Source organism: Aeromonas sp. BIGb0405, from assembly GCF_024807335.1.
In the GTDB taxonomy this organism is placed as follows: domain Bacteria; phylum Pseudomonadota; class Gammaproteobacteria; order Enterobacterales; family Aeromonadaceae; genus Aeromonas; species Aeromonas rivuli.
The window spans coordinates 123056-144157 of record NZ_JANUEP010000003.1; the positions used below are offsets into that span (position 1 = coordinate 123056).

Below are 21102 nucleotides of genomic sequence, written 5' to 3' on the forward strand. Positions count from 1 at the left end.
GAAGCAAAGTGGGAATGTTTGATTTAGACCAAGTTAATGTTCGATATCGAAAGTAATGAGGGGGGTTTTTGTGGTTTTGTGGGTGAAATCACACATGCTACCCAGGATTGAACGATTGCTTTATTATGTGCGTATTGATGAGAAGCCCGCCGGGTTGGCTAGTATATCGGCATGAGTTTCCATATGAAACTTTACAGAAGTGATGAGCAGCAAGGGGACAGTATGGAAGGTAATCGAGTGGATACTCCGACGCAGGTCAAACAGGTTCAAGGAGAGGTGTTCATTATCGACCAGGATGGCACTGTCTCCCAGATGCCGCCCGAGGGGCAAATCGCCGCGGGTCAGGTCATGCTCACCGGTCGCAATGGCCAGGCCGTAATAGGCGTTGATGGCCAAGCTGTCGAGATTGGTCCTGATTGCGCCACCTGCAGCGATGAGCAGGGCAACTGGGTATCGAGCCAGCATACCCTGACCCTCAGTGGCCAGCCTGAAAAAGAGCCGACCAATGTGGATCTCGAGGCGCTGCAACAAGCCATCCGCGCCGGTGCTGACCCGACCGCCGTCTTTGCCGAAACCGCCGCAGGCCCTGCCGCAACGGCTGGGGGCGGCGTGGCGGGCGCCGGTTCGAGCGCCGCTGGTTTTATCGTGGTAGACCGTACCAATGATGCGACCCTGGCCGATGCCGGGTTTGATACCGATCACCGGGCTGCCCTCGATCAGCCCCGGGGCCCCCTGGCTGGCGACTATATCGATACCTTTGCCGCCATCACCGTCTTTGAACCCCAGACCCGCGACAACATCATCAATGCCGAGGAGGTGACAGGGCTCATCATTCGCGGCCAGGTCGAGGACGTGGAGGTGGGGCAACCCGTCACCGTTACCCTGACCGACAGCGCAGGCAACAGCCTGACGGTGACCACAGTGGTGCTGCCCGGCAATCTGTGGGAGGCCGATTTTGGCGACGTGACCGGCAAGCTGGTCGATGGCCCGCTCACCATTCATGCCCACACCGTCGATCTGTTCGGCAACGAGGCGGTCGATGATGGCCTGACCCTGCTCGATACCATTACCACCATCACCCTCGACTTGGCCGATGAGAGCGACTCGGGGGCCAGCCAGACGGACGACTTGACCCGTGACACCACGCCGCTCCTGCAAGGCAAGGGGGAGCCCGGTGCCACCGTCACGCTGACCTTGGGCAATCAGGTGCTGGCGGTGCTCACCGTCGATGGTGCCGGCAACTGGCAGTTCCCCATTCCCCAGACCCTGGCCGATGGCCGTTATGACTTCAAGGTTGATTCGGTCGATATCGCCGGCAACAAGGCGAGCGATACCCTGACGGTCACCGTCGACACCCAGGCCGGCATCGACATCGACGATCTGGATGCCGGTCGGCTCTGGGGTAGCAATAACGCAACCCTGAGCGGCACAGTGACGCAGGTTGAACCGGGTCAGACCGTGTTTATCAGCCTGAGCGGCGCCGGTCAGCCGGTGCTCAATGTGCAGGGGAAGGTCGGGGCCGATGGCCGCTGGCAGATTGATGGTCTGGATCTATCCGGCTTCAAGGGACCCATCACCATCAAGGCCAATGTGACGGACTTGGCAGGCAATCAGGTGAGCGATGGGGTGCCTCTGATCGGTCAGAGTGAAACCCTGGTGCTATCGGAAGCAGATCTCGCCAATGGACCCATCAGCCAAACCGGCCAGCTCAACACAGGCTCGGGGAACGATGGCGGCCTCAAGGTGACACTGGCGGCGGATCAGTCCGCCCTCGAAAGTCTGGGCCTCACCAGCCATGGTGCTCCCCTGACCTATAGCCAGAGTGGCCAGCAGCTGGTGGCCAGTGCCAACGGCCAGCCGGTATTCACCCTGACGGTCAACAACAACGGCACCTATACCCTGACCTGGCAGCAGAGTCTGGATCATGGCCAAGACAAGCTGGTGCTGCCCTTTGGGCTGGAGTATCGCGATAGCGATGGGGATCTGGTCGAAGCGCCGCTGCGCATTGAACTGCTCGATAGCACACCCCCCGATTTCCAGATACCCGGCATTACCCTGACCGAAGATGCCTTCCAGGATGCCAGCGCCGTGGTGGGAGTGGCTCAGTTTGAGGTCAAGCACAGCGCGGATCCCATCATCGCCGACACCCTGGGCTTCGTGGAACAGAGCAGCGTCCTGGCGGCGCTGCAAGGCCAGTACAGCAGCGACGGTCATCCGCTGACCTTTGAATTCGTTGATGATTTGACCCTGAGTGGCTATTACCTGGATGGCAATGGCCAGCGGGTCGAGGTGCTTCAGGCCAAGCTCAGCGCCACCCAGAACGGCGATGACGTCAAAGGAGAGGTCAACGTCAGTCTGACGGGACCACTCGATCACCAGGGGTCGGATGCCCTGATCCTGGGGCTGAAGGTCGGTGCCGTCGAGATTGATGGCGATGGGACGTCAGCGGCCGACTTGCAGATCGCCATCAATGACGGCATGGATCCCAGCCTTGGCATCGACACCGGCATCAGCCTGCAGGAAGGGGCCGCCGGTCAGAGCCTGGATGGCCAGCTGCCGGTCAATGTGGGCAGCGATCGCCTGGTGTCCCTAAACTTCGAGGCAAGCCAGCCCGCCCTGGATGGTCTCACCAGCGGCGGCAAGCCGACCAGCTATCAGGTCAATAGCAATGTCATCACCCTGTTGGATGCGGGTGGCAAGACGGTGCTGACCGTGACCCTGGATCTGGACGGCAAGTACCATGTGACGCTCGACGGTGTGCTGGATCAACCTGTGGGCACCAACAGCGTCAACCTGGGGCTGCAGGTGCAAGGCACCGACTTCGACGGCGACCAGAGCAACCTCGGCACCTTGAATATCGCCATCACCGACGGCGCCTTGCCCCAGGTCGACCCCGTCTCCCTGACTCTGACCGAAGACAGCAACTGGAGCGCGGCCCAGACCCTCTCCGGTGATCTCAATATCACCGCCGGCAGCGATCCCCTTGCCAGCATCAGCTTCGATGCCAGCCAGCCGGGCCTGCAGGGGCTCACCAGCGGCGGCCAGCCAGTTGTCATCAGCATCAGCGGTAACAGCATCAGCGGCGCCGTCAACGGCCAGAATGTCTTTACCCTCACGCTTGATCAGAGAGGTCACTACGTCTTCACCCTGAACCAGCCGCTGGATCAGGGCAGTGCGGACAGCCTGATCAAGGCGGGCTTCACCTTGACTGATTCGGATGGGGATACCGTCTCCTCCACCTTGAGCGTCGCCATCGGCGATGGGGCCAACCCGGTGATCAGCGCCGTGACCGGCACCAGCCTGACCGAGTCCAACCAGGGCGACGCCGCCGTGGTGGGCAATATGAGCTTCACCGTGAGCCACGGCTCGGATGCCCTCGATCAGAGCAGCCTCAGGTTCGATATCGCGGCGATCCAGAGCAGTCTGGATGGCAAATACAGCAGCCACGGCAGCCCGGTTACCTTTACCCTGGATGCCAACGGGGATCTGGTGGGCACCAGCGCGGACGGCCGCGAGGTGCTGCGCGCCGAGCTGGACTTGGTGGACAGCAACGGCAACTGGAGCGTCACCACCAAGGTTGTCTTAAGCGGTGAGCTGGATCACCAGGGCAGCGAGTCCCTCGACCTGCCCCTGGCCATCACCCTCACGGACAAGGACGGGGACAGGGTCTCCACCCAGTTGCCGCTGACCATCAAGGACGGCAATGCCCCCGTCTTCGTGGCGGGCAGCGGGGTGAGCCTGGACGAGGGCAACCTCAATGGCAGTACACCCCTGACCGGCACAGGTCACTTCACCGTGGACGCCGGCTCGGATCGGGTGAACGAGGTGTCGTTCGCCGATATCGCCGAGCAACCGGCCCTGACCGCCCTGGGCCAGAGCGTGAAATACGAACTGGTGGACGGCGATGCCGGCACCCCGGGCAACCAGATCCTCAAGGGCTATGTGGAAGTCAATGGCGTGCGGGTCGAGGTGCTGCAGGTCGAAATCAGCGGCAAGCTCGACAACGCCGCCAGTAACGGCTTTGACTACAAGGTAACCCTGTTCGAGGGGGTACACCAGAGCAATGGCGGCAGCACCGAGCTGCCGTTCAAGGTCAACGTCGTCGACAGCGACAAGGGATCAGGCAACAACGACACCACCTCGGGCACCCTCAACATCAGCGTTGCGGAAGGGGACAAACCGACCCTCAGCCTCACTGGGGTGACCCTGACCGAGGGGCGCTTCGATGGGGCCGCGAGCAACCAGACCGGTGACGACCAGCAGGCCACCGGCACACTCACCATCAAGGCGGATTCGGATCCCGTGGTGGACGTGCGCCTGACTCTCTCCGGCCAGGTCGTGGATGCCAGCGGCAAGGCCATTACCCACAACGGTGAGACCCTGACCTGGCAGGAGGTGCCGGGCAGCAATGGTCACAGCTTCCAGGGGGTCACCGCGAGCGGCACCCTGGTGCTGAGCGTGACCCTGCCGAGCGTGCCGGGCAGCATAGCGGCCCACAGCTCGGCGACCCTGGATTACCAGGTCACTGTGCACACCAACCTGGATCACGGCGCCGACGACAAGCTCAACCTGAGCCTGCCGGTCCAGGTGACCGACAGCGATGGCTCTGTGAGCACCGGCAATACCACGGCAGTGATCACCGATGCGGCCGACCCCAGCCTTGGCATCGACACCGGCATCAGCCTGCAGGAAGGGGCCGCCGGCCAGAGCCTGGATGGCCAACTGCCGGTCAATGTCGGCAGTGACCGCCTGGTGTCCCTCAACTTCGAGGGGAACCAGCCGGCCCTGGATGGTCTCACCAGCGGCGGCAAGCCGACCAGCTATCAGGTCAATGGCAACCAGATCACCCTGCTGGATGCGGGTGGCAAAACAATCCTGACCGTGACCCTGGATCTGGATGGCAAGTACCATGTGACGCTCGATGGGGTGCTGGATCAACCGGTCAATACCAACAGCGTCAACCTGGGGCTGCAGGTAGTGGGCAGCGACTTTGACGGCGACCAGAGCAACCTCGGCACCCTCAATATCCAGATCACCGACGGCGTCTTGCCCCAGGTCGACCCCGTCTCCCTGACTCTGGTGGAGGACAGCAACTGGAGCGCGGCCCAGACCCTCTCTGGGGATCTGAACATCACCGCCGGCAGCGATCCCCTTGCCAACATCAGTTTCGATGCCAGCCAGCCGGGCCTGCAGGGGCTCACCAGCGGCGGCCAGCCCGTTGTCATCACCATCAGCGGCAACAGCATCAGCGGCGCCGTCAACGGCCAGAATGTCTTCACCCTCACGCTTGATCAGAGAGGTCACTACGTCTTCACCCTGAACCAGCCGCTGGATCAGGGCAGTGCGGACAGTCGGCTTTTGGCGGGCTTCACCCTCACAGACAGTGATGGGGACACCGTCTCCTCTTCTTTAAGCGTCGCCATCGGCGATGGGGCCAACCCGGTGATCAGCGCCGTGACCGGCACCAGCCTGACCGAGGCCAACCAGGGCGACGCCGCCGTGGTGGGCAATATGAGCTTCACCGTGAGCCACGGTGCTGATGCCTTGGCGCCCGACAGTCTCAAGTTCGATATTGCGGCCATTCAAGGCAGCCTGAACGGCAAATACAGCAGCCACGGCAGCCCGGTCACCTTTACCCTGGATGCCAATGGGGATCTGGTGGGCACCAGCGCGGACGGCCGCGAGGTGCTGCGTGCCGAGCTGAGCCTGGTGGACAACAACGGCAACTGGAGCGTCACCACCAAGGTGACCCTGAGTGGTGAGCTGGATCACCAGGGCAGCGAGTCCCTCGACCTGCCCCTGGCCATCACCCTCACGGACAAGGATGGGGACAGGGTCTCCACCCAGTTGCCGCTGACCATCAAGGACGGCAATGCCCCCGGTTTCGTGGCGGGCAGCGGGGTGAGCCTGGACGAGGGCAACCTCGATGGCAGCGCTCCCCTGACCGGCACGGGCCAGTTCCAGATCGATGCAGGCTCGGATCGGGTGAACGAGGTGTCGTTCGCCGACATCGCCGAGCAACCGGCCCTGACCGCCCTGGGCCAGAGCGTGAAATACGAACTGGTGGACGGCGATGCCAGCATCCCGGGCAACCAGATCCTCAAGGGCTATGTGGAAGTGAACGGGGTGCGGGTCGAGGTGCTGCAGGTCGAAATCAGCGGCAAGCTCGACAACGCCGCCAGCAACGGTTTTGACTACAAGGTGACCCTGTTTGAGGGGGTACACCAGACCAATGGCGGCAGCACCGAGCTGCCGTTCAAGGTCAACGTCGTCGACAGCGACAAGGGATCAGGCAACAACGACACCACCTCGGGCACCCTCAACATCAGCATTGCGGAAGGGGACAAGCCAGTGCTGACCCTGACCGGGGTGACCCTGACCGAAGGGCGTTTCGATGGGGCTGCGAACAATCAGACCGGTGACGACCAGCAGGCCAGTGGCACACTCACCATCAAGGCGGATTCTGATCCCGTGGTGGACGTGCGCCTGACCCTCTCCGGTCAGGTCGTGGATGCCAGCGGCAAGGCCATCACCCACAACGGTGAGACCCTGACCTGGCAGGAGGTGCCGGGCAGCAATGGCCACAGCTTCCAGGGGGTCACCGCGAGCGGCACCCTGGTGCTGAGCGTGACCCTGCCGAGCGTGCCGGGCAGCATAGCGGCCCACAGCTCGGCGACCCTGGATTACAAGGTCACTGTGCACACCAACCTGGATCACGGCGCCGACGACAAGCTGAACCTGACCCTGCCGGTCCAGGTGACCGACAGCGACGGCTCTGTGATCACCGGCAACACAACGGCAGTGATCACCGATGCCGCCGACCCCGTGATCAGCTCCATCGGGAGTGTCACCGTCAATGAGTCGGATCTCAATGGCGGCACTGGTCAGCACGGGGGCACCAACCCTGCGGGTACAGGGGATAAAGCCACAGGGCAGGTGGTCATCGATGCGGGTAGCGACAAGGTGGTGGCCCTGCAACTGGATGTGGCCCGCTTCAACGCCCTCAACCAGCTCAGCTCCGGGGGCAAGGCCGTCAGCATAAGCGCCGACAGCCAGCCGGGTGTCTATCTGGGCAAGGACAGTGGGGGCAAGCTCATCTTCAAGCTGACCCTGGATGTCTCCGGCCGTTATACCTTCGAGCTGACCGGCAATCTGGATCACAGTGCTCAGGGCAATGATCTGCTCGATATTCAGCTGCCGTTGCAGGCCCTGGACAGCGATGGGGATCTCAGCGGCGAGGTGATAGGCCATGTGAGCGTGCGGGACGATGTGCCCGACGCGGTCGATGCCGGCAAGACCCTGAACCAGGGGGCGAAAGTGAGCGGCGATCTGCTGGCTACCGCCAGCGAGGGGGCCGACGATGCCGTGGTGAGATCGGTCACCATCAATGGGGTCGAGCACCCCATCGCCGCCAGCGGCAACACCACCATTACGGTCACAGACAGCACTGGCCAGACCATAGGCACCCTGGTGATCAACGCCGAGGGGAATTACAGCTTCACCGCCCGGGCGGATATAGATCACAGCAACAACACCCTGGTGCAGAAGGTCGACTTCCACCTGGTGGACGGGGATGGGGATACCGATGATGGGGTGCTGACCCTGACCATCAGGGATGAGGCGGGCAAACTCGTGGTCGAAGCCGTGCCGGGGAAAGAGGATGCTGGCGCGACAGATCCGACTCAGGGCATCCCCATTACCATGAACCTGGACATAGGCGACTTCGATCGGGGCGAGCATGTGGAGCAGTTGCTGATCCAGGCCCCGGCCAATGCCCATGGCACCTTCTACTTCAACGGTGTGGCGCTCACCACCATCACCCAAGGTGGCAAGACCTGGTATCAGGTGCCACCCGCGGCGATGCAAGCCGTTGTCGGTACCAACGACAAGTTCGAACTCAAGGGCGTGACCTTTGTGCCCGATCACGACTACTCGAGCTACAACGATGGCGGCAAGCCGTTGTCCTTCCCGGTGCAGTTGCAGGTCGGTGTCACAGAAGGCAGCAAGCCCCCCGTGCTGACCGGCAACCTGGCCATCACTGTGCAGGGCATTGCCGACAAGCCGCTCTGGGATGATGGCAGCACGAATAAGCACTACAGCACCAATGAGGACAGCACCGGCATCGCTCTCAACGTGCAGGCCAACCTCACCGACACGGACGGCTCCGAGACCCTGAGCTACCAGATCAAGTGGGCGTCAGGCGAAGGCAGCCTGACCCTGAACGGCAAGGTGCTCACGCCCGACGCAAACGGCCTGGTGACCGTCTCTGCGGGGGAGATCAACAAGATCATCGTGGTGCCCGGCAAGGACTACAGCGGTGACATCAAGCTGGTCGTGACCCCGGTCAGCACCGAGAAAACCCCCGTAGTCACCGGGCAGGAGACTGCCCTTGGGGATCCCATCGAACTGGTGATCAACGTCAACCCGCAGGCGGATGACGCTAAACTGACCATTCGTGACATCCAGGGCAAGGAAGACAGCCTGCTGGATCTGGGCAGCAAGATAGTGCTCGCCCATCTGGGGGATAGCGCAGATGGCTCCGAGAGTATGTTCGTGCGCATCAGCGGCCTGCCCGCCGGTGCCACCCTCTGGCTCGGCGGCGTGGCGGTCACCCTGGATGCGAACGGTTATTACGAAGTGCCCTATGACCGCATCGGCGAGCTCAAGCTCGAGCCGCCGAAGGACAGCAACCTCGACTTCGATCTCAACATCCAGGGGGTGGTAAAAGACACCGCCACCCTGACCGATGCCAATGGTCAGACCCAGACAGTGGTCAACGAGAAGGTGACCGGCAGCCAGGGTTTGCATGTGGATCTGGTGGGGGTGGTGGATGAGCCTCATTTTAATCTGGACAGCACCGGCTGGACCCAGGACAGCAATGACGGTTACACCATCACCATAGGGGAAGATGGCAAGGCGCCGCTGGACTTCAAACTGGCGTCGGGGGAGACGACGGGCGATGGCTCCGAATCCCTCAACCTGGTGCTGGAAGGCTTGCCGGAAGGGGCCAAGGTGTTCGATGGCAACGGCAAGGAGCTCACCCTGACCTTTGCCGGGCTCGACGCTCAGGGCAAGCCGACCTATCAGGTCGACGTTTCTAGTCTGGGCAACCTGCAGATCCAGCCGCCCCCCAACAGCACCGCCGACATCCACCTCATCGCCCACGTGGTGGTGACCGAGAACGACGGGGATCACCAGCGTTTCGACGTGCCGCTCACCATCAAGGTAGAGCCTGCCATCGATGCCGGTGACTATGCCAAGACCAGCCATGGTCTGGAGGATCAGTTCGCCGTGCTCGACTGGCAGCCGGACCTGACCGACAGCGCCGAAAAGGTGACTCACCTCAGCCTATCCGGCATAGAGCCGGGTTACGAGATCTGGATCCGGGTGGGCGGGGTCGAGACCCAGCTTAACGTGACGGGCGGCAAGGTGGAGTTGAGTGACGCGGATCTGAAGAGCCTGCTCGGCGGCGGTCAGCTGCTGGTGAAGGCGCCACAAGACAGCGACAGGGACACCACCATCCAGAGTCATGTCACGGTGACGCAGGTCGATGTGGACTCCAGCGTCACAGCCCAGAAGGTGATAGACGGCAATCTGCACGTGGATATCCAGGCCGTGGTCGAACCCGATGGCAACCTGGTGCAGCAGGGTGGGGATCTGGTCAGCCCGGATGGTCATGACATTCCGCTCAAAGATGTCTTTGTATTCGAGGATCTGGATCCGAGCAGCGTCGAAACCATCGATTATCTGGTGATCAGCGATCTGCCGCCGGGCTTCGTGGTGGTGGGCGGGATCAACGACGGCAAGGGCAACTGGACAGTGCCTAACAGCGCCCTCGGGAGCTTCTCCCTGCGTTCACCGGATGGTTTCACCGGCACTGCCACCTTCAAGGTCAGCGCCAAGGTGATCGATCTTGGCGATAACAACGAAGGGGATGTCAGCGCACCGGCTTATCGGGAGATCACCGCCAGCGCCGAGTTCAAAGGTGCAACCCACTCTGGCCAGCTTGCGGCCGGCGTCGATCTCGACAACAGCCAGCCCATCACAGGGGTGGAGGATCACGGCGTCAATTTTGGCACCCAGCTCAAGAGCATGGTGACCCTGGGGACGGCAAACATCGGTGATGACGAGCTCAGCATAGTCCTCACCGGTCTGCCTCCCGGCGTGAGCGTGCAGGGGCTCACCTTCGACTTCGTCAACGGCGAGTACCTCATCAAGCTGCCGGGTGGCCTCAGTGACCTCGACAAGCTGACTCTGACCCTGCCGGAGGATTACGCTGGCAGCGACCTGAGCTTCAACGTGCGTCTGGTCAATACCGACACCGTGAGCGGCGACACCAAGACGGTGGAGAAGGTCGTTTCCCTCTCCATCACCCCCGAGGTGGACATCAAGGGCGGCGCGGATGGCCAGCCCGAGCTGCACCTGCAGGTGAAGGAGGTGAACGGTCAGCCGAGCAACCTGGAAGACACCGAGATCCACCTCGATCTCTCGGTCAAACTCGCGGACATCAGCCCCACAGTGGCCAACGGCGGCCTGGAGACGGTGGAGCGGGTGACCCTGACTGTCGATGCCAGATACGGCCACTTCCTCGATGGCAACGGCCAGCCGGTCAATACCCTGGTGGTGACGGATCCCGATGATCTCAAGGATCTGGTGTTCGTACCCAGGGAGCACTTCAGCGGTCAGGTACCTCTGGGCATCAAGGTCGACATTCTGGACAGTGCCACCACGGGGACGGATCGCGACAGCTGGAGCGGCAATGCGAGCTTCGAGGTGCTGCCGGTCAATGATCCGGCCCAGCTCACGGTGAAGGATGTGAGTGGCAACGAGGATGGCAGCGTCAGCCTCGGCGGGCTAGGCGCGACCCTGGTCGACAATGATGGCTCCGAGCAGATAGTGGCGCTGCAGATCAAGGGGGTGCCGGACGGCTTCACCCTGTCGGCACCGGCGGTCAACAACGGCGGTGGCGTATGGCAGGTGCCTGTGGGCACAGACTTCTCCAAGCTGACCCTGATCCCGCCCGCCAACTTCAGCGGCAATGTGGAGCTCACCCTGAGCGCCTTCACCCTTGACAAGGGGATCACCATCCCCCTCGAGACCAGCGACAGCTTCACCGTCACCGTCAAGCCGGTGGGGGATGTCATCATCGCCGACATTCAGGACAAGGCGAGCGGCACCGAGGGGGACGTGGTCACCCTCAACCTGGGGCTGGAGACCAAGGACACCCAGGCCACCGGCGGCAGCGCCAGCAACGTTCACGAGAACGGCCCGGAGCAGGTGCGGGTCACCATAGCAGGGGTGCCCGATGGGGCAGAGATCCGTCTGCCGAGCGGGGTGACCGGTACTGTGGTGGATCTGGGCGGCGGCGTCTGGCAAGTGACCACGACGGGCGGCAAGCTGGACACCATCGAACTGGTGACCAACGACGCCAATGGCACCCTGGATCTCAAGGTGACGGCCCAGAGCCTGGACAACGGCGCCCTCGGCCCCGAGGTCAGTGGCAACATTCAGGTGGTGGTGGATGCGGTCAACGACGCCCCCATCAACGTGCTGCCCGGGGATCCTCAGGTAGCCCAGGAGGACAAGCCCTTCACCATCCAGGGTTTACAGGTCAAGGATGTGGACGCGGGCAGTGGCAACATAGAGGTGCGTCTGTCGGTGACTCACGGCTCCCTGACGGTGCTCAATGCCGCTGGAGTGACGGTGACCGGCGACGGCAGCGGTTCCCTGTTGCTCAGCGGCACCCTGGCGCAGATCAATGCCTTGCTCAGTGGTGGCATCGACTACCTGGGCAATAGCAACTTCAATGGCAGTGACGCCTTGACCATGGTCACCAATGACCTTGGCAATACCGGCAGTGGCGGCGCCCTGAGTGATACCGATGTGCTGCCCATCGAGATACAGCCGGTCAACGATGATCCTGTCAATATCCTGCCACCGGCCCAGGTGGCAGAGGAGGATAGCGTCCACCTGATCCAGGGCTTGCAGGTGCAGGATCTGGACGCCGCTGGCGCTGATATCCGGGTTAGCCTGAGCGTGGGCAACGGCAGCCTGACCGTGGTTGATGGCACAGGGGTCACCGTGACGGGGGATGGCAGCGGCAACCTGACGCTGCTGGGCTCCCAGGATGCGATCAATGCCCTGCTAAGCAGTGGCATCAACTATCTGGGGGACGCCAACTTCACTGGCACCGATCAGCTGATGATGGTGACCAACGATCTGGGCAACACCGGCAGCGGTGGCGGGCAGGATGTCAGCAGCACCCTGGAGATAGCCGTGCAGCCGGTCAATGACGCACCCGAGCTGACCCTGCCTGGCAGCGGTGTTAGCGTGGATGAAGATGGCGACATCATCCTCGGCGGCATCAGCGTCAAGGATGTCGATGCGGGCACCGCGCCCATGCAGCTGACCCTCAAGGTCGAGCATGGCCTGCTGGTCGCGGCGGCCGGGGCCGGGGTCACTGTGCTGGGTAGCAACAGCAATACCCTGATCCTGACCGGGGCTCAGGATGCCCTCAACGCCTTCCTGGCTGGCGCCGTCCACTATCAACCGAGTCCTGACTACTGGGGGGACGACAACCTGAGTCTGGTTATCTCGGATCTCGGTAACACGGGCTCCGGTGGCGCCCTGGAAGATAGCGGCCAGCTCGGCATCAGCGTGGCCGCCCAGGCCGATATGCCCAATTTGCAGCTCGACACGCATGGGGTGACGGCCCTGGTGGGGGGTTGGGTTCCGCTCAGCCTGAGTGCCTGGGTCGCCAACCCCGAGCCGGGTGAGCTGAGCATCCGGTTGAGTGGTCTGGATGGCGCCCAGGTCCTGGATCAGCATGGCCAGCAGGTGGGGCAGGATCTGGGCAATGGCGACTGGCTGCTGCCCGGGGATAACAGCTTGCCGCTGTTCCTGGATGGCTTTGGTGTGGGTGACCACAGTATCGCCGTGCAGGCCGAGTCCAGCGCCGGGGGGAGCATCATCAGCTCAACCCCGGATATTCTGGAAGTCCATACGGTGGCGGGCAATGAGCTCCATGGCAGCGGCAGTGATGACCATCTGATCGGTGGCCTGGGGGATGACATCCTCTATGGCGGCGCAGGCAGTGACATTCTCACCGGGGGGCTGGGCAGCGATACCTTCGCCTGGACCTTGCCGGATGCGGGATCAGCCAGTCAGCCAGCGGTCGATACCATCACCGATTTCAACCTGCAGCAAGGGGACAAGCTGGATCTCAGCGACATGCTGGGTGGGGTGAGCGGGGATGACATCAACAGCCTGCTCTCCCATATCCAGGTATCGGTGACGGCGGGTGCCAACGGGGTGAGTGACTTGCATCTGGATATCTCTCCTGCCGGGGATGGTCAGGTAACCCAGTCCATCGATGTCAAGAGCGTGGATCTCTCCAGCCTCGACATGGGGGGCGGCAGTCAGAGCGAGATCCTCACCTCGCTCATCGATAACCAGCACCTCATCCTGGCCCAGTCATGATGCAACAAGGCCGCCCTCGGGCGGCCTTGTTCTTTATCGGGATTGGGCAGACCCATCAGCCACAGCATTTCTTGTGTTTCTTGCCACTGCCACAGGGGCAGGGATCGTTGCGTCCGGGCAGAGGGCACGCGTCATGGGGAAACTGGACACCCTCGGTATAGACCCAGCGCCCTGCCAGGCGCGTGAAGCGGGAGCGCTCATGGAGACAGTGACGCTGCTCCCCTTGAATAAACCAGGCCTTGAACTCGACCTGGCCCTCCTCATCATCCGGGGTGCCAGCTTGGGTGGTCACTATTTCAAGCCCCGCCCAGCGGGTATCCATACGACTCAGCTCGCGGGCAGTCAGCCCCCCCAGAAAGTCCGGGTGCCAGCTCAGTACCAGATAGTCACCCAGTCCCAGCACGAAGGCGCTGTAGCGCGAGCGCATCAGCTGTTCGCAGCTCGCGGCAGCCTGGCCCTGATGGAGAGGCGCGCAGCAGGTCTGGTAGGAGAGGGGGGAACCGCAAGGGCAAGGGGTCATGGTATAGGCCGTCTTTGAGTCAAATGTGCGGGGATTGTAGCCAAGCGAGGGGGCCACAGACCAGTACCGCAGCATAATCAGTGATCGGGGCCGGGGATCTGACAGTGCAGTTTGGGGATTGGCCGAGAATATGGAACAATTAACCATTGTTCGCCGTTTCGTTAAAAGACCCTATGAATGAGATCGTGAAAGGCAGTATCGATTTGATCCGGCAGCTCAACTATGGGCTGGTCTACGCCAGTCTGGAGGAGCACAAGGAGCTGTCACGCACCGATCTCTCCCGCCTGACCGGACTCTCCCCCGCCAGCATCACCAAGATCACCCGGGAGCTGCTCGATGGCGGCCTGGTGGTGACCTGTGGCGAAAGTTCTGTCGGTCGGGGTCGGCGCCAGATCCTGCTGCGCATCAATGAGCGTCGCTTCCAGTTTCTCTCCATGCGTCTGGGCCGTGGCTATGTGGACATGGCGCTGTTCGATCTGGCGGGCCGCTCTCTGGCACGCCATCGTCACCAATTCAGCGAAACCGAGCGGGGGGATCTGCTGGCCAGCCTCATCAAGGCGATAGAGAGCTTCTTGCCCAAGCGGGCCCTGCGTCTGGCCTGCATCGCCCTCTGCCTGCCGGGTCAGGTGGAGCGCCATTCCGGCATGGTACGTCACTTCCCCTTCTATGATCTGCGCAACTGGCCCCTGGGACCGACCCTGCAGCAGGCATTCGCGGTGCCCGTGCTGGTCAGCGGCGATGTGCGCACCTGGATCCAGGCCGAACGCGAGTGGGGGGCGGCCAAAAATTGCGCCGATGCCGTGCTGGTGTTCGTCCATAACGACATCGGGGTGGGCATGGTGGTCAATGGTCAGCTGATGGAGAGCGAATCCGCCATGCTGGGGGATCTCAGCCACCTGCAACTCGAACCCTATGGCCAGCGCTGCTATTGCGGTGGTTTTGGCTGTGCCTGCACCCTGGTCACCAATCAGGCGCTGGAGGCTCAATACCGTGAGCTGCGCGAGCGGATAGGCGGGTCGAACTCCGACTTGCCCGAGAGTGTCACCATTCGTGAGCTGTGCGAGCTGGCCCTGGCGGGCAATGGCCTGTGTCAGGACATCTTGCATCAGGCCGCAGGCCGCCTCGCCCGGGTGCTCTCCAATCTCATCTGCCTGCTCAACCCGGGTAAATTGCTGCTCGGTGGCGAGATCACCCGCGCCGACCGTCTGCTGTTCCCCATGCTGCATCAGGCGCTGGCGAGTCAGTTGCCCTCAGAATACCTGGTGCGCTTGCAGATAGAGTCGACCCACTTCTACGAAGATCCCACCAAGCCGACCTCGGTGCAGGTACACAAGGCGCTGCGCGACGGCAGCCTGCTGCTGGATCTGCTGCGGGGCGGTGGCAACGAGTCATGATGGCGGGGATGATGGTCAGAGGGCGCGGCGCAGGACGCCCCTCATGAAACTGGGACTGCAGGGACGCTTCCTTCTTATTCTGTGTTGTATCAGTCTGTTGCAGCTGATCTTGCTCAGCACCGCCAGCTATTACTATGTCTCGGAGCAGCGTTATCGTGAGGTCGGCGATCAGGCTCTGGACGTGGCTCAGTTGGTGGCGCGGGATCCCGCGGTGATCACCGGGGTGCGCCGTGCAGACAGTGCTCGCCTCAACCAGCTGGTTGAGAAGACCCGCGTCGATGTTGGCGCCAGCTTCATCGTCATTGGCGATCGCAACGCCCTGCGGCTGGTGCATCCGCAGGCCGATCGTATTGGCAAGCCGATGGTGGGGGACGATCCGACCCGGGCCCTGGTCAATGGGGAGTCCTATGTCTCCCATGCCAAGGGATCCCTCGGGGTATCGGTGCGCGGCAAGACGCCGATCCGTGATGAGCTGGGCCAGATCATCGGGGTGGTCTCGGTCGGTTATCTGGTGCGCGACATAGACGCGGACTTGCGCGGTTTCCTGCGCTTTGGCCTGCTTATCACTCTGCTTATCGTGTTGCTCAACAGCCTGGCCGCTGGCTGGCTGGCGCGGCGCTACAAGAAAGCCATCTTTGGCTTTGAGCCCGAACAGATAGGGCGCCTCTATGCCGAACTCGACTGTACCCTGCGCACCGTGCGCGAGGGGATACTCACCATCGATGGCGAGGGGCGACTCACCTCCATCAACCCCAATGGTATCAAGCTGTTGCATCTCGATGAACAGCAGGCCAGGGGAGCCATAGGCCGCCCCATCAACGATCTGCTGCCAGAGACTCGCATGCTGTCGCTCATCCATGATCCCAAGCCGCAATATGATGAGGAGATCTGGCTCAACGGCCAGCATCTGATCGTCAACCGTCTGCCGCTGGTGCGCGATGGCGAACTCATCGGGGCCGTGTCGAGCTTCAGGCGCAAGGATGAGCTGGCCGAACTGAGTGCCCAGCTCAGCCAGGTGCAGGCTTACAGCGACCTGCTGCGGGTGCAGACCCACGAACACAACAATCAGCTGGGCACCATCGCCGGGCTTATCGAACTCGGTGCCCATGAGGAGGCGCTCGCCTTCATTGGCCGTGAGGCTGGCACAGAGCAGACTCTGCTCAGCTTCCTGATGGCGGCGATCGCCAAACCCAAGGTGGCAGGGCTGCTGCTCGGCAAGTATCACCGGGCCCACGAACTGGGACTGGAGCTCATCGTCGAGCCGGATTCTCGCCTGTACGATATTCCCGCCAGGGTGTCGGGCTCCCAGCTGGTGACCCTGCTTGGCAACCTTATCGACAACGCCTTCGAGGCGACCCGTCGCCACGGTGCACCCTATGCCCCTATCCGGGTGTCGATGACGGATCTCGGTCAGGACCTTATTCTGGAGGTCGAGGATGGTGCTGGCGGTGTGGCCCCCGAGCTGCAGGACCGGCTATTTGAACCCGGCGTCAGCAGCAAGGCCGAACAAGGTCATGGCATAGGTCTGGCCCTGGTGCGCAAGACCCTGGATGCGCTCAAGGGCGACATCGTCATCGAGGCGACCGAACAGGGCAGTTGTTTTGTCTGTTACATTCCCAAGGATGTGTGAATGATCAAGGTATTGATAGTGGAGGATGACCCGGCCATCGCCGAGATCCACCGCCGCTTCGTCGAACGGCTGCCCGGCTTCGTCCTGTGCGGTCTGGCGCTCACCCTCACGGATGCCCGCGAACAGATAGCCGTGCTCAAACCCGATCTGGTGCTGCTCGATGTCTGGCTGCCTGATGGCGAGGGGTTGGGTCTGCTCAAGCAGTTGCGCCAGGAGGGGGCCGAAGTGGATGTCATCCTGCTCACTGCCGCGCGGGAAGCGGCTACCTTGCAGGAGGCGATGCGGCTGGGGGTGGTGGATTTCATCTTGAAACCCGTGGTGTTCGAGCGGCTCAAGGGCACTCTGGAGAAATACCGGCAGAGCAGCCAGGCCCTGGCCAGTCTGGCCGATATCAGCCAGCAGGATGTGGATGCCCTGCTTGGCAGCAGCGCAGGCAGTGCCAACCCGCTGACCCTGCCCAAGGGCATCGATGCCCTGACCCTTGAGCGGATCCTGAGCGCCCTGGCCGGCGAGGGGGCCAATGCCGAAGAGATAGGGGCGAGAGTGGGGGTGAGCCGTACCACGGCCCGTCGCTACCTGGAGTTTCTGGTGGGTCAGCAGCTGGCGTTCCCCGAGCTCGAATATGGCACCGTCGGGCGACCCGAGCGCCGTTATCGTCGCCGCTAATCTCATACTCATCGCTAGCAGAAAAGAAAGAGCGCCATCATGGCGCTCTTTTTATTACTGCTTGTTATCACTCTGGTTTATCAAGGTCTCTGCTCGTTATGGGTAGGGTACTGAGGCGGCAGAGTGCCATCGATTCAGGAATGAGTCACCGGTTCACCTTTGGGCTCCTTGCGGCCTTGCCACCATTGCCAGAGCGGGATCATCAGCATGGCGACTGTGATGACCGTGAAGCCGAGGGTGATGGGGCGCTCCCACATAAAGCTCATGGAGCCGTCATTGATCAGCAGGGCGCGGCGCAGGTTGTCCTCCAGCATGCCGCCCAGGATGAAACCGAGCAGCATGGGCGCCATGGGGAAGTTGAGCAGGCGCAGGCCGATGGCCGCCAGGGCCACGATGACCATGACATAGATATCTATGGTGTTGAATGACACCAGATAGACCCCGATCAGCGAGAAGAGCAGCACCATGGGGATCAGCACCGGGCGTGGCACTTGCAGGATCTTGGCCAGGTAAGGGATCAGCGGCAGGTTGAGGATCAAGAGCACCACGTTACCCAGATACATGGAGATGATCACCGACCAGAACACTTCCGGGTGCTCCATGAACAGACGTGGACCCGGCTGTATGCCATAGGCTATCAGGGCACCGAGGATCAGGGCCGTGGTGCCAGAACCCGGGATGCCGAGGGTCAGCAAGGGCACGAAGGCGCCACTGGAGGCGGCATTGTTGGCCGCTTCCGGGGCCGCAATACCGGTAAGACTGCCATGGCCAAATTCGGCCCGCTTTTTCTTGCTGGCAAAGTTACGTTCAGCACCATAGGCCATGAAGGAGGCAATGGTGGCACCGGCGCCCGGCAGCACACCAATGAAGAAGCCAAGCACTGAGGAGCGAATGGTCGGAGTGGCTATCTCTTTGACTTCACTCTTGCTGAGTTTGAGGGAGCCAAGTTGCTGCATCTGTTTGGCTTCTTCAGCACTGCTGTCCTTGCCCGGACGCAGTACCGCCATCAGGATTTCGGCCAGGGCGAAGGTGGCCATGGCCAGCAACAAGAAGGAGAAACCATCGCGCAAATCTGGCAGCCCGAAGGTGAATCTGTCCACCCCGACGCTGCGGTCTATGCCGATGGTGGAGATCATGATGCCAAACAGCGCCATGATCAGCCCCTTGAGCACCTGGCCCTTGCCAGCAAAGGCCGCCACGGCGGAGAGGCCCAATACCATGAGCGCGAAGTAGTCCGCCGATTGGAAGGAGAGTGAGACCTGTGCCAACAAGGGGGCCGCCACCATCAATATGATGGCAGACAGGGTACCGCCGACAAAGGAAGCATAGGCGGCAATGGCCAGCGCCTTGCCCGCATGACCCTTGCGAGCCAGGGGATAGCCATCGATGGCGGTGATCATGCTGGCCGCACAGCCGGGGGTGTTGATCAGGATGGAGGCGGTCGAACCACCAAACATGGAGCCGTAATAGACCCCCGCCATCAGGATGATGCCGGAGGAGGGATCCAGCCCATAGGTGAGGGGGATCATCAGGGCGATAGCGGTGACCGGGCCCAGGCCCGGCAACATGCCGATAAAGGTACCGACGAAGCAACCCAATACCACCATGAAGAGGTTGATGGGCATCATGGCGGTGCCAAAACCTTGTAAGATTCCGTCTAACATAACGTTTCCTTTAACCCATCAATTGGGTAAACAGCCGGCCCGGCTCGAGATAGACATGCAGACCCTTGGTCAGCAAGGCCCAGAAGCACAGGGTGAACGGCAGACTGATTTTTATGGCATAACTCCAGCGTGGCTCGCCCATCAAACGGATCCCGACCATCACGAACAAGATGGTGGAGATGAGGAAGCCCAGCCAGGTCAGTGCAAACCCATAGGCCACCATCAGCAGCAACAGGGAAAAGACCAGCCGCCAGTTACCTTCCTCTTTCCCCAGGCGTTCGCCACCGGGAAAGGCAAGCAACACGATGGACAGCACTACGCCGATAGCCGCGAGTGCATAGGGCAGGGTGCTGGCGGTAAAGGGTTCGAACTCATCTCCCGGGGAACTTGGGATCTGGGTGGCATAAAATCCATAGATCAGGGAGATCAGCAAAAACAGCAATCCCCCGAACCGCTCCTTGGTGATATTCATCTTCTTCTTCTCCTACAACGGTGGCGACCATGATGATTCGCCACCTTGACCAGCACTTACTGCTTGATGAAACCGAGTTCTGTCATCAAACCACCAATCTGCTGCTCCTGCGCATTGAGGAAGGCGGTGAACTCGGGGCCAGCCTTGTAGAGGTTGGTCCAGCTGTTACGGGTCCTGACGGCTTCCCACTCCGGTTTGTCATACATCTGCTTGAGCAGGGTGGCGTATTCGGCCGACTTCTCCGGCTTGATGCTGGGGGAGGCAAAGAAGCCACGCCAGTTGGCAAAGACGGTGGGGTTGCCCTGCTCGCTGAAGGTCGGCACCTGATCGGCCCCTGGCAGACGCTTGTCCGAGGTGACCCCCAGGATACGCATCTGGCCGGATTTGACTGCCTCCATTGCCTCGCCAAATCCGGTGGAGATGGCTTGAGTTTCCCCGGCCAACACGGCGGCCATGGCGCTGCCGCCCGCATCATAGGCGACGTAGCGAAGCTGGCTGGCATCGGCGCCAGCATTCTTGAAGGTCAGGGCCGCCACCAGATGGTCCAGGCTGCCACGGGCCGAGCCACCGGCAATTTTTACCTTGGCGGGATTTTCGTTATAGGCAGCCAGCAGCTGGGGCCAGTTCTGATAGGGGGAGTCCGCCTTGACGGCCAGGGCCTGGTAGTCGGCGATGATGGCGGCAACCGGGGTCAGATCCCGGAAAGATTGCGGCAGCTCCTTGGAGAGGGATTTGACGATGATGGGGGTGGAGTTGACCATCAGGGTCTTGTCTGACTGGGCCGAGGTCTCGATGAGGTGGGCGATCGCCTTGGCACCGCCACCGGCAGACATATTCTGGTAAGAGACTGTCTCCACCAGGCCGGACTTGGTGAGTGCCTCACCGGTGCCGCGGGCCGTGGTATCCCAGCCACCACCTGCACCACCCGGGATCAGGATGTGAAGTTCATCAATCTGGGCATGGGCGCCGAAGCTCAGTGCGAGCAGGCTACCGATCAGGGTGCGTTTGAAGGTTCCTTGCAACATGGTGCTCTCCTTGTGATTGTTGCAGGAAGGTTAACGGTGGGTGGTGCATTGGAAAAGATTGTGACCGAAATGGCTATTTAGGCTCTTGTGGCTATTTTGTTCATTCTGTTTTCAGCGTGTGACGGGGCCATGCTAGCGGGATCAGCCAGGGTCTTGGACTCGCGGACTGGTCCGGCAACGACCGAGTCACGCCATGGCAAGGATGGGGTTGGATGGGTGAACGGGGCACAGGTACTGGGGCATCAAAGATGG

Annotated in this window: 8 protein-coding genes; 4 read left to right on the forward strand and 4 right to left on the reverse strand. The window is 61.8% G+C overall.

Annotated features, from left to right (window positions below):
- The first annotated feature begins 183 nt into the window (after positions 1-183).
- Positions 184-13479: a retention module-containing protein gene (locus M2366_RS08995; protein ID WP_259269516.1), complete on the forward strand. Its 13296-nt coding sequence runs from the start codon at positions 184-186 to the stop codon at positions 13477-13479.
- Positions 13480-13534: 55 nt separating this feature from the next.
- On the opposite strand, the gene M2366_RS09000 is transcribed toward M2366_RS08995, so the two are convergent.
- Positions 13535-13999: a YchJ family protein gene (locus M2366_RS09000; protein ID WP_259269517.1), complete on the reverse strand. Its 465-nt coding sequence runs from the start codon at positions 13997-13999 to the stop codon at positions 13535-13537.
- 173 nt (positions 14000-14172) lie between these two features.
- Here M2366_RS09000 and M2366_RS09005 point away from each other — a divergent pair, with 173 nt between their 5' ends.
- Genes M2366_RS09005 through M2366_RS09015 form a run of 3 tightly spaced genes read left to right on the forward strand, consistent with a single transcriptional unit; the run spans position 14173 to position 17689 of the window.
- Entirely contained in the window at positions 14173-15393 is a 1221-nt protein-coding gene (locus M2366_RS09005) for an ROK family transcriptional regulator (RefSeq protein ID WP_224430597.1), read from the forward strand.
- Positions 15394-15436: 43 nt separating this feature from the next.
- Entirely contained in the window at positions 15437-17023 is a 1587-nt protein-coding gene (locus tag M2366_RS09010) for a sensor histidine kinase (RefSeq protein WP_259269518.1), read from the forward strand.
- A complete protein-coding gene (locus M2366_RS09015; protein WP_259235994.1) occupies positions 17024-17689 on the forward strand; it encodes a response regulator in 666 nt (221 codons plus the stop codon).
- Positions 17690-17823: 134 nt separating this feature from the next.
- On the opposite strand, the gene M2366_RS09020 is transcribed toward M2366_RS09015, so the two are convergent.
- The 3 genes from M2366_RS09020 to M2366_RS09030 are packed head-to-tail and all read right to left on the reverse strand — an operon-like array spanning position 17824 to position 20850.
- Positions 17824-19353: a tripartite tricarboxylate transporter permease gene (locus tag M2366_RS09020; RefSeq protein WP_224430595.1), complete on the reverse strand. Its 1530-nt coding sequence runs from the start codon at positions 19351-19353 to the stop codon at positions 17824-17826.
- A 10-nt stretch (positions 19354-19363) separates the two neighbouring features.
- Positions 19364-19825, reverse strand: a complete 462-nt coding sequence (locus M2366_RS09025; protein WP_224430594.1) for a tripartite tricarboxylate transporter TctB family protein — start codon at positions 19823-19825, stop codon at positions 19364-19366.
- Positions 19826-19881: 56 nt separating this feature from the next.
- A complete protein-coding gene (locus tag M2366_RS09030) occupies positions 19882-20850 on the reverse strand; it encodes a tripartite tricarboxylate transporter substrate binding protein (RefSeq protein WP_224430593.1) in 969 nt (322 codons plus the stop codon).
- Positions 20851-21102: the final 252 nt, after the last annotated feature.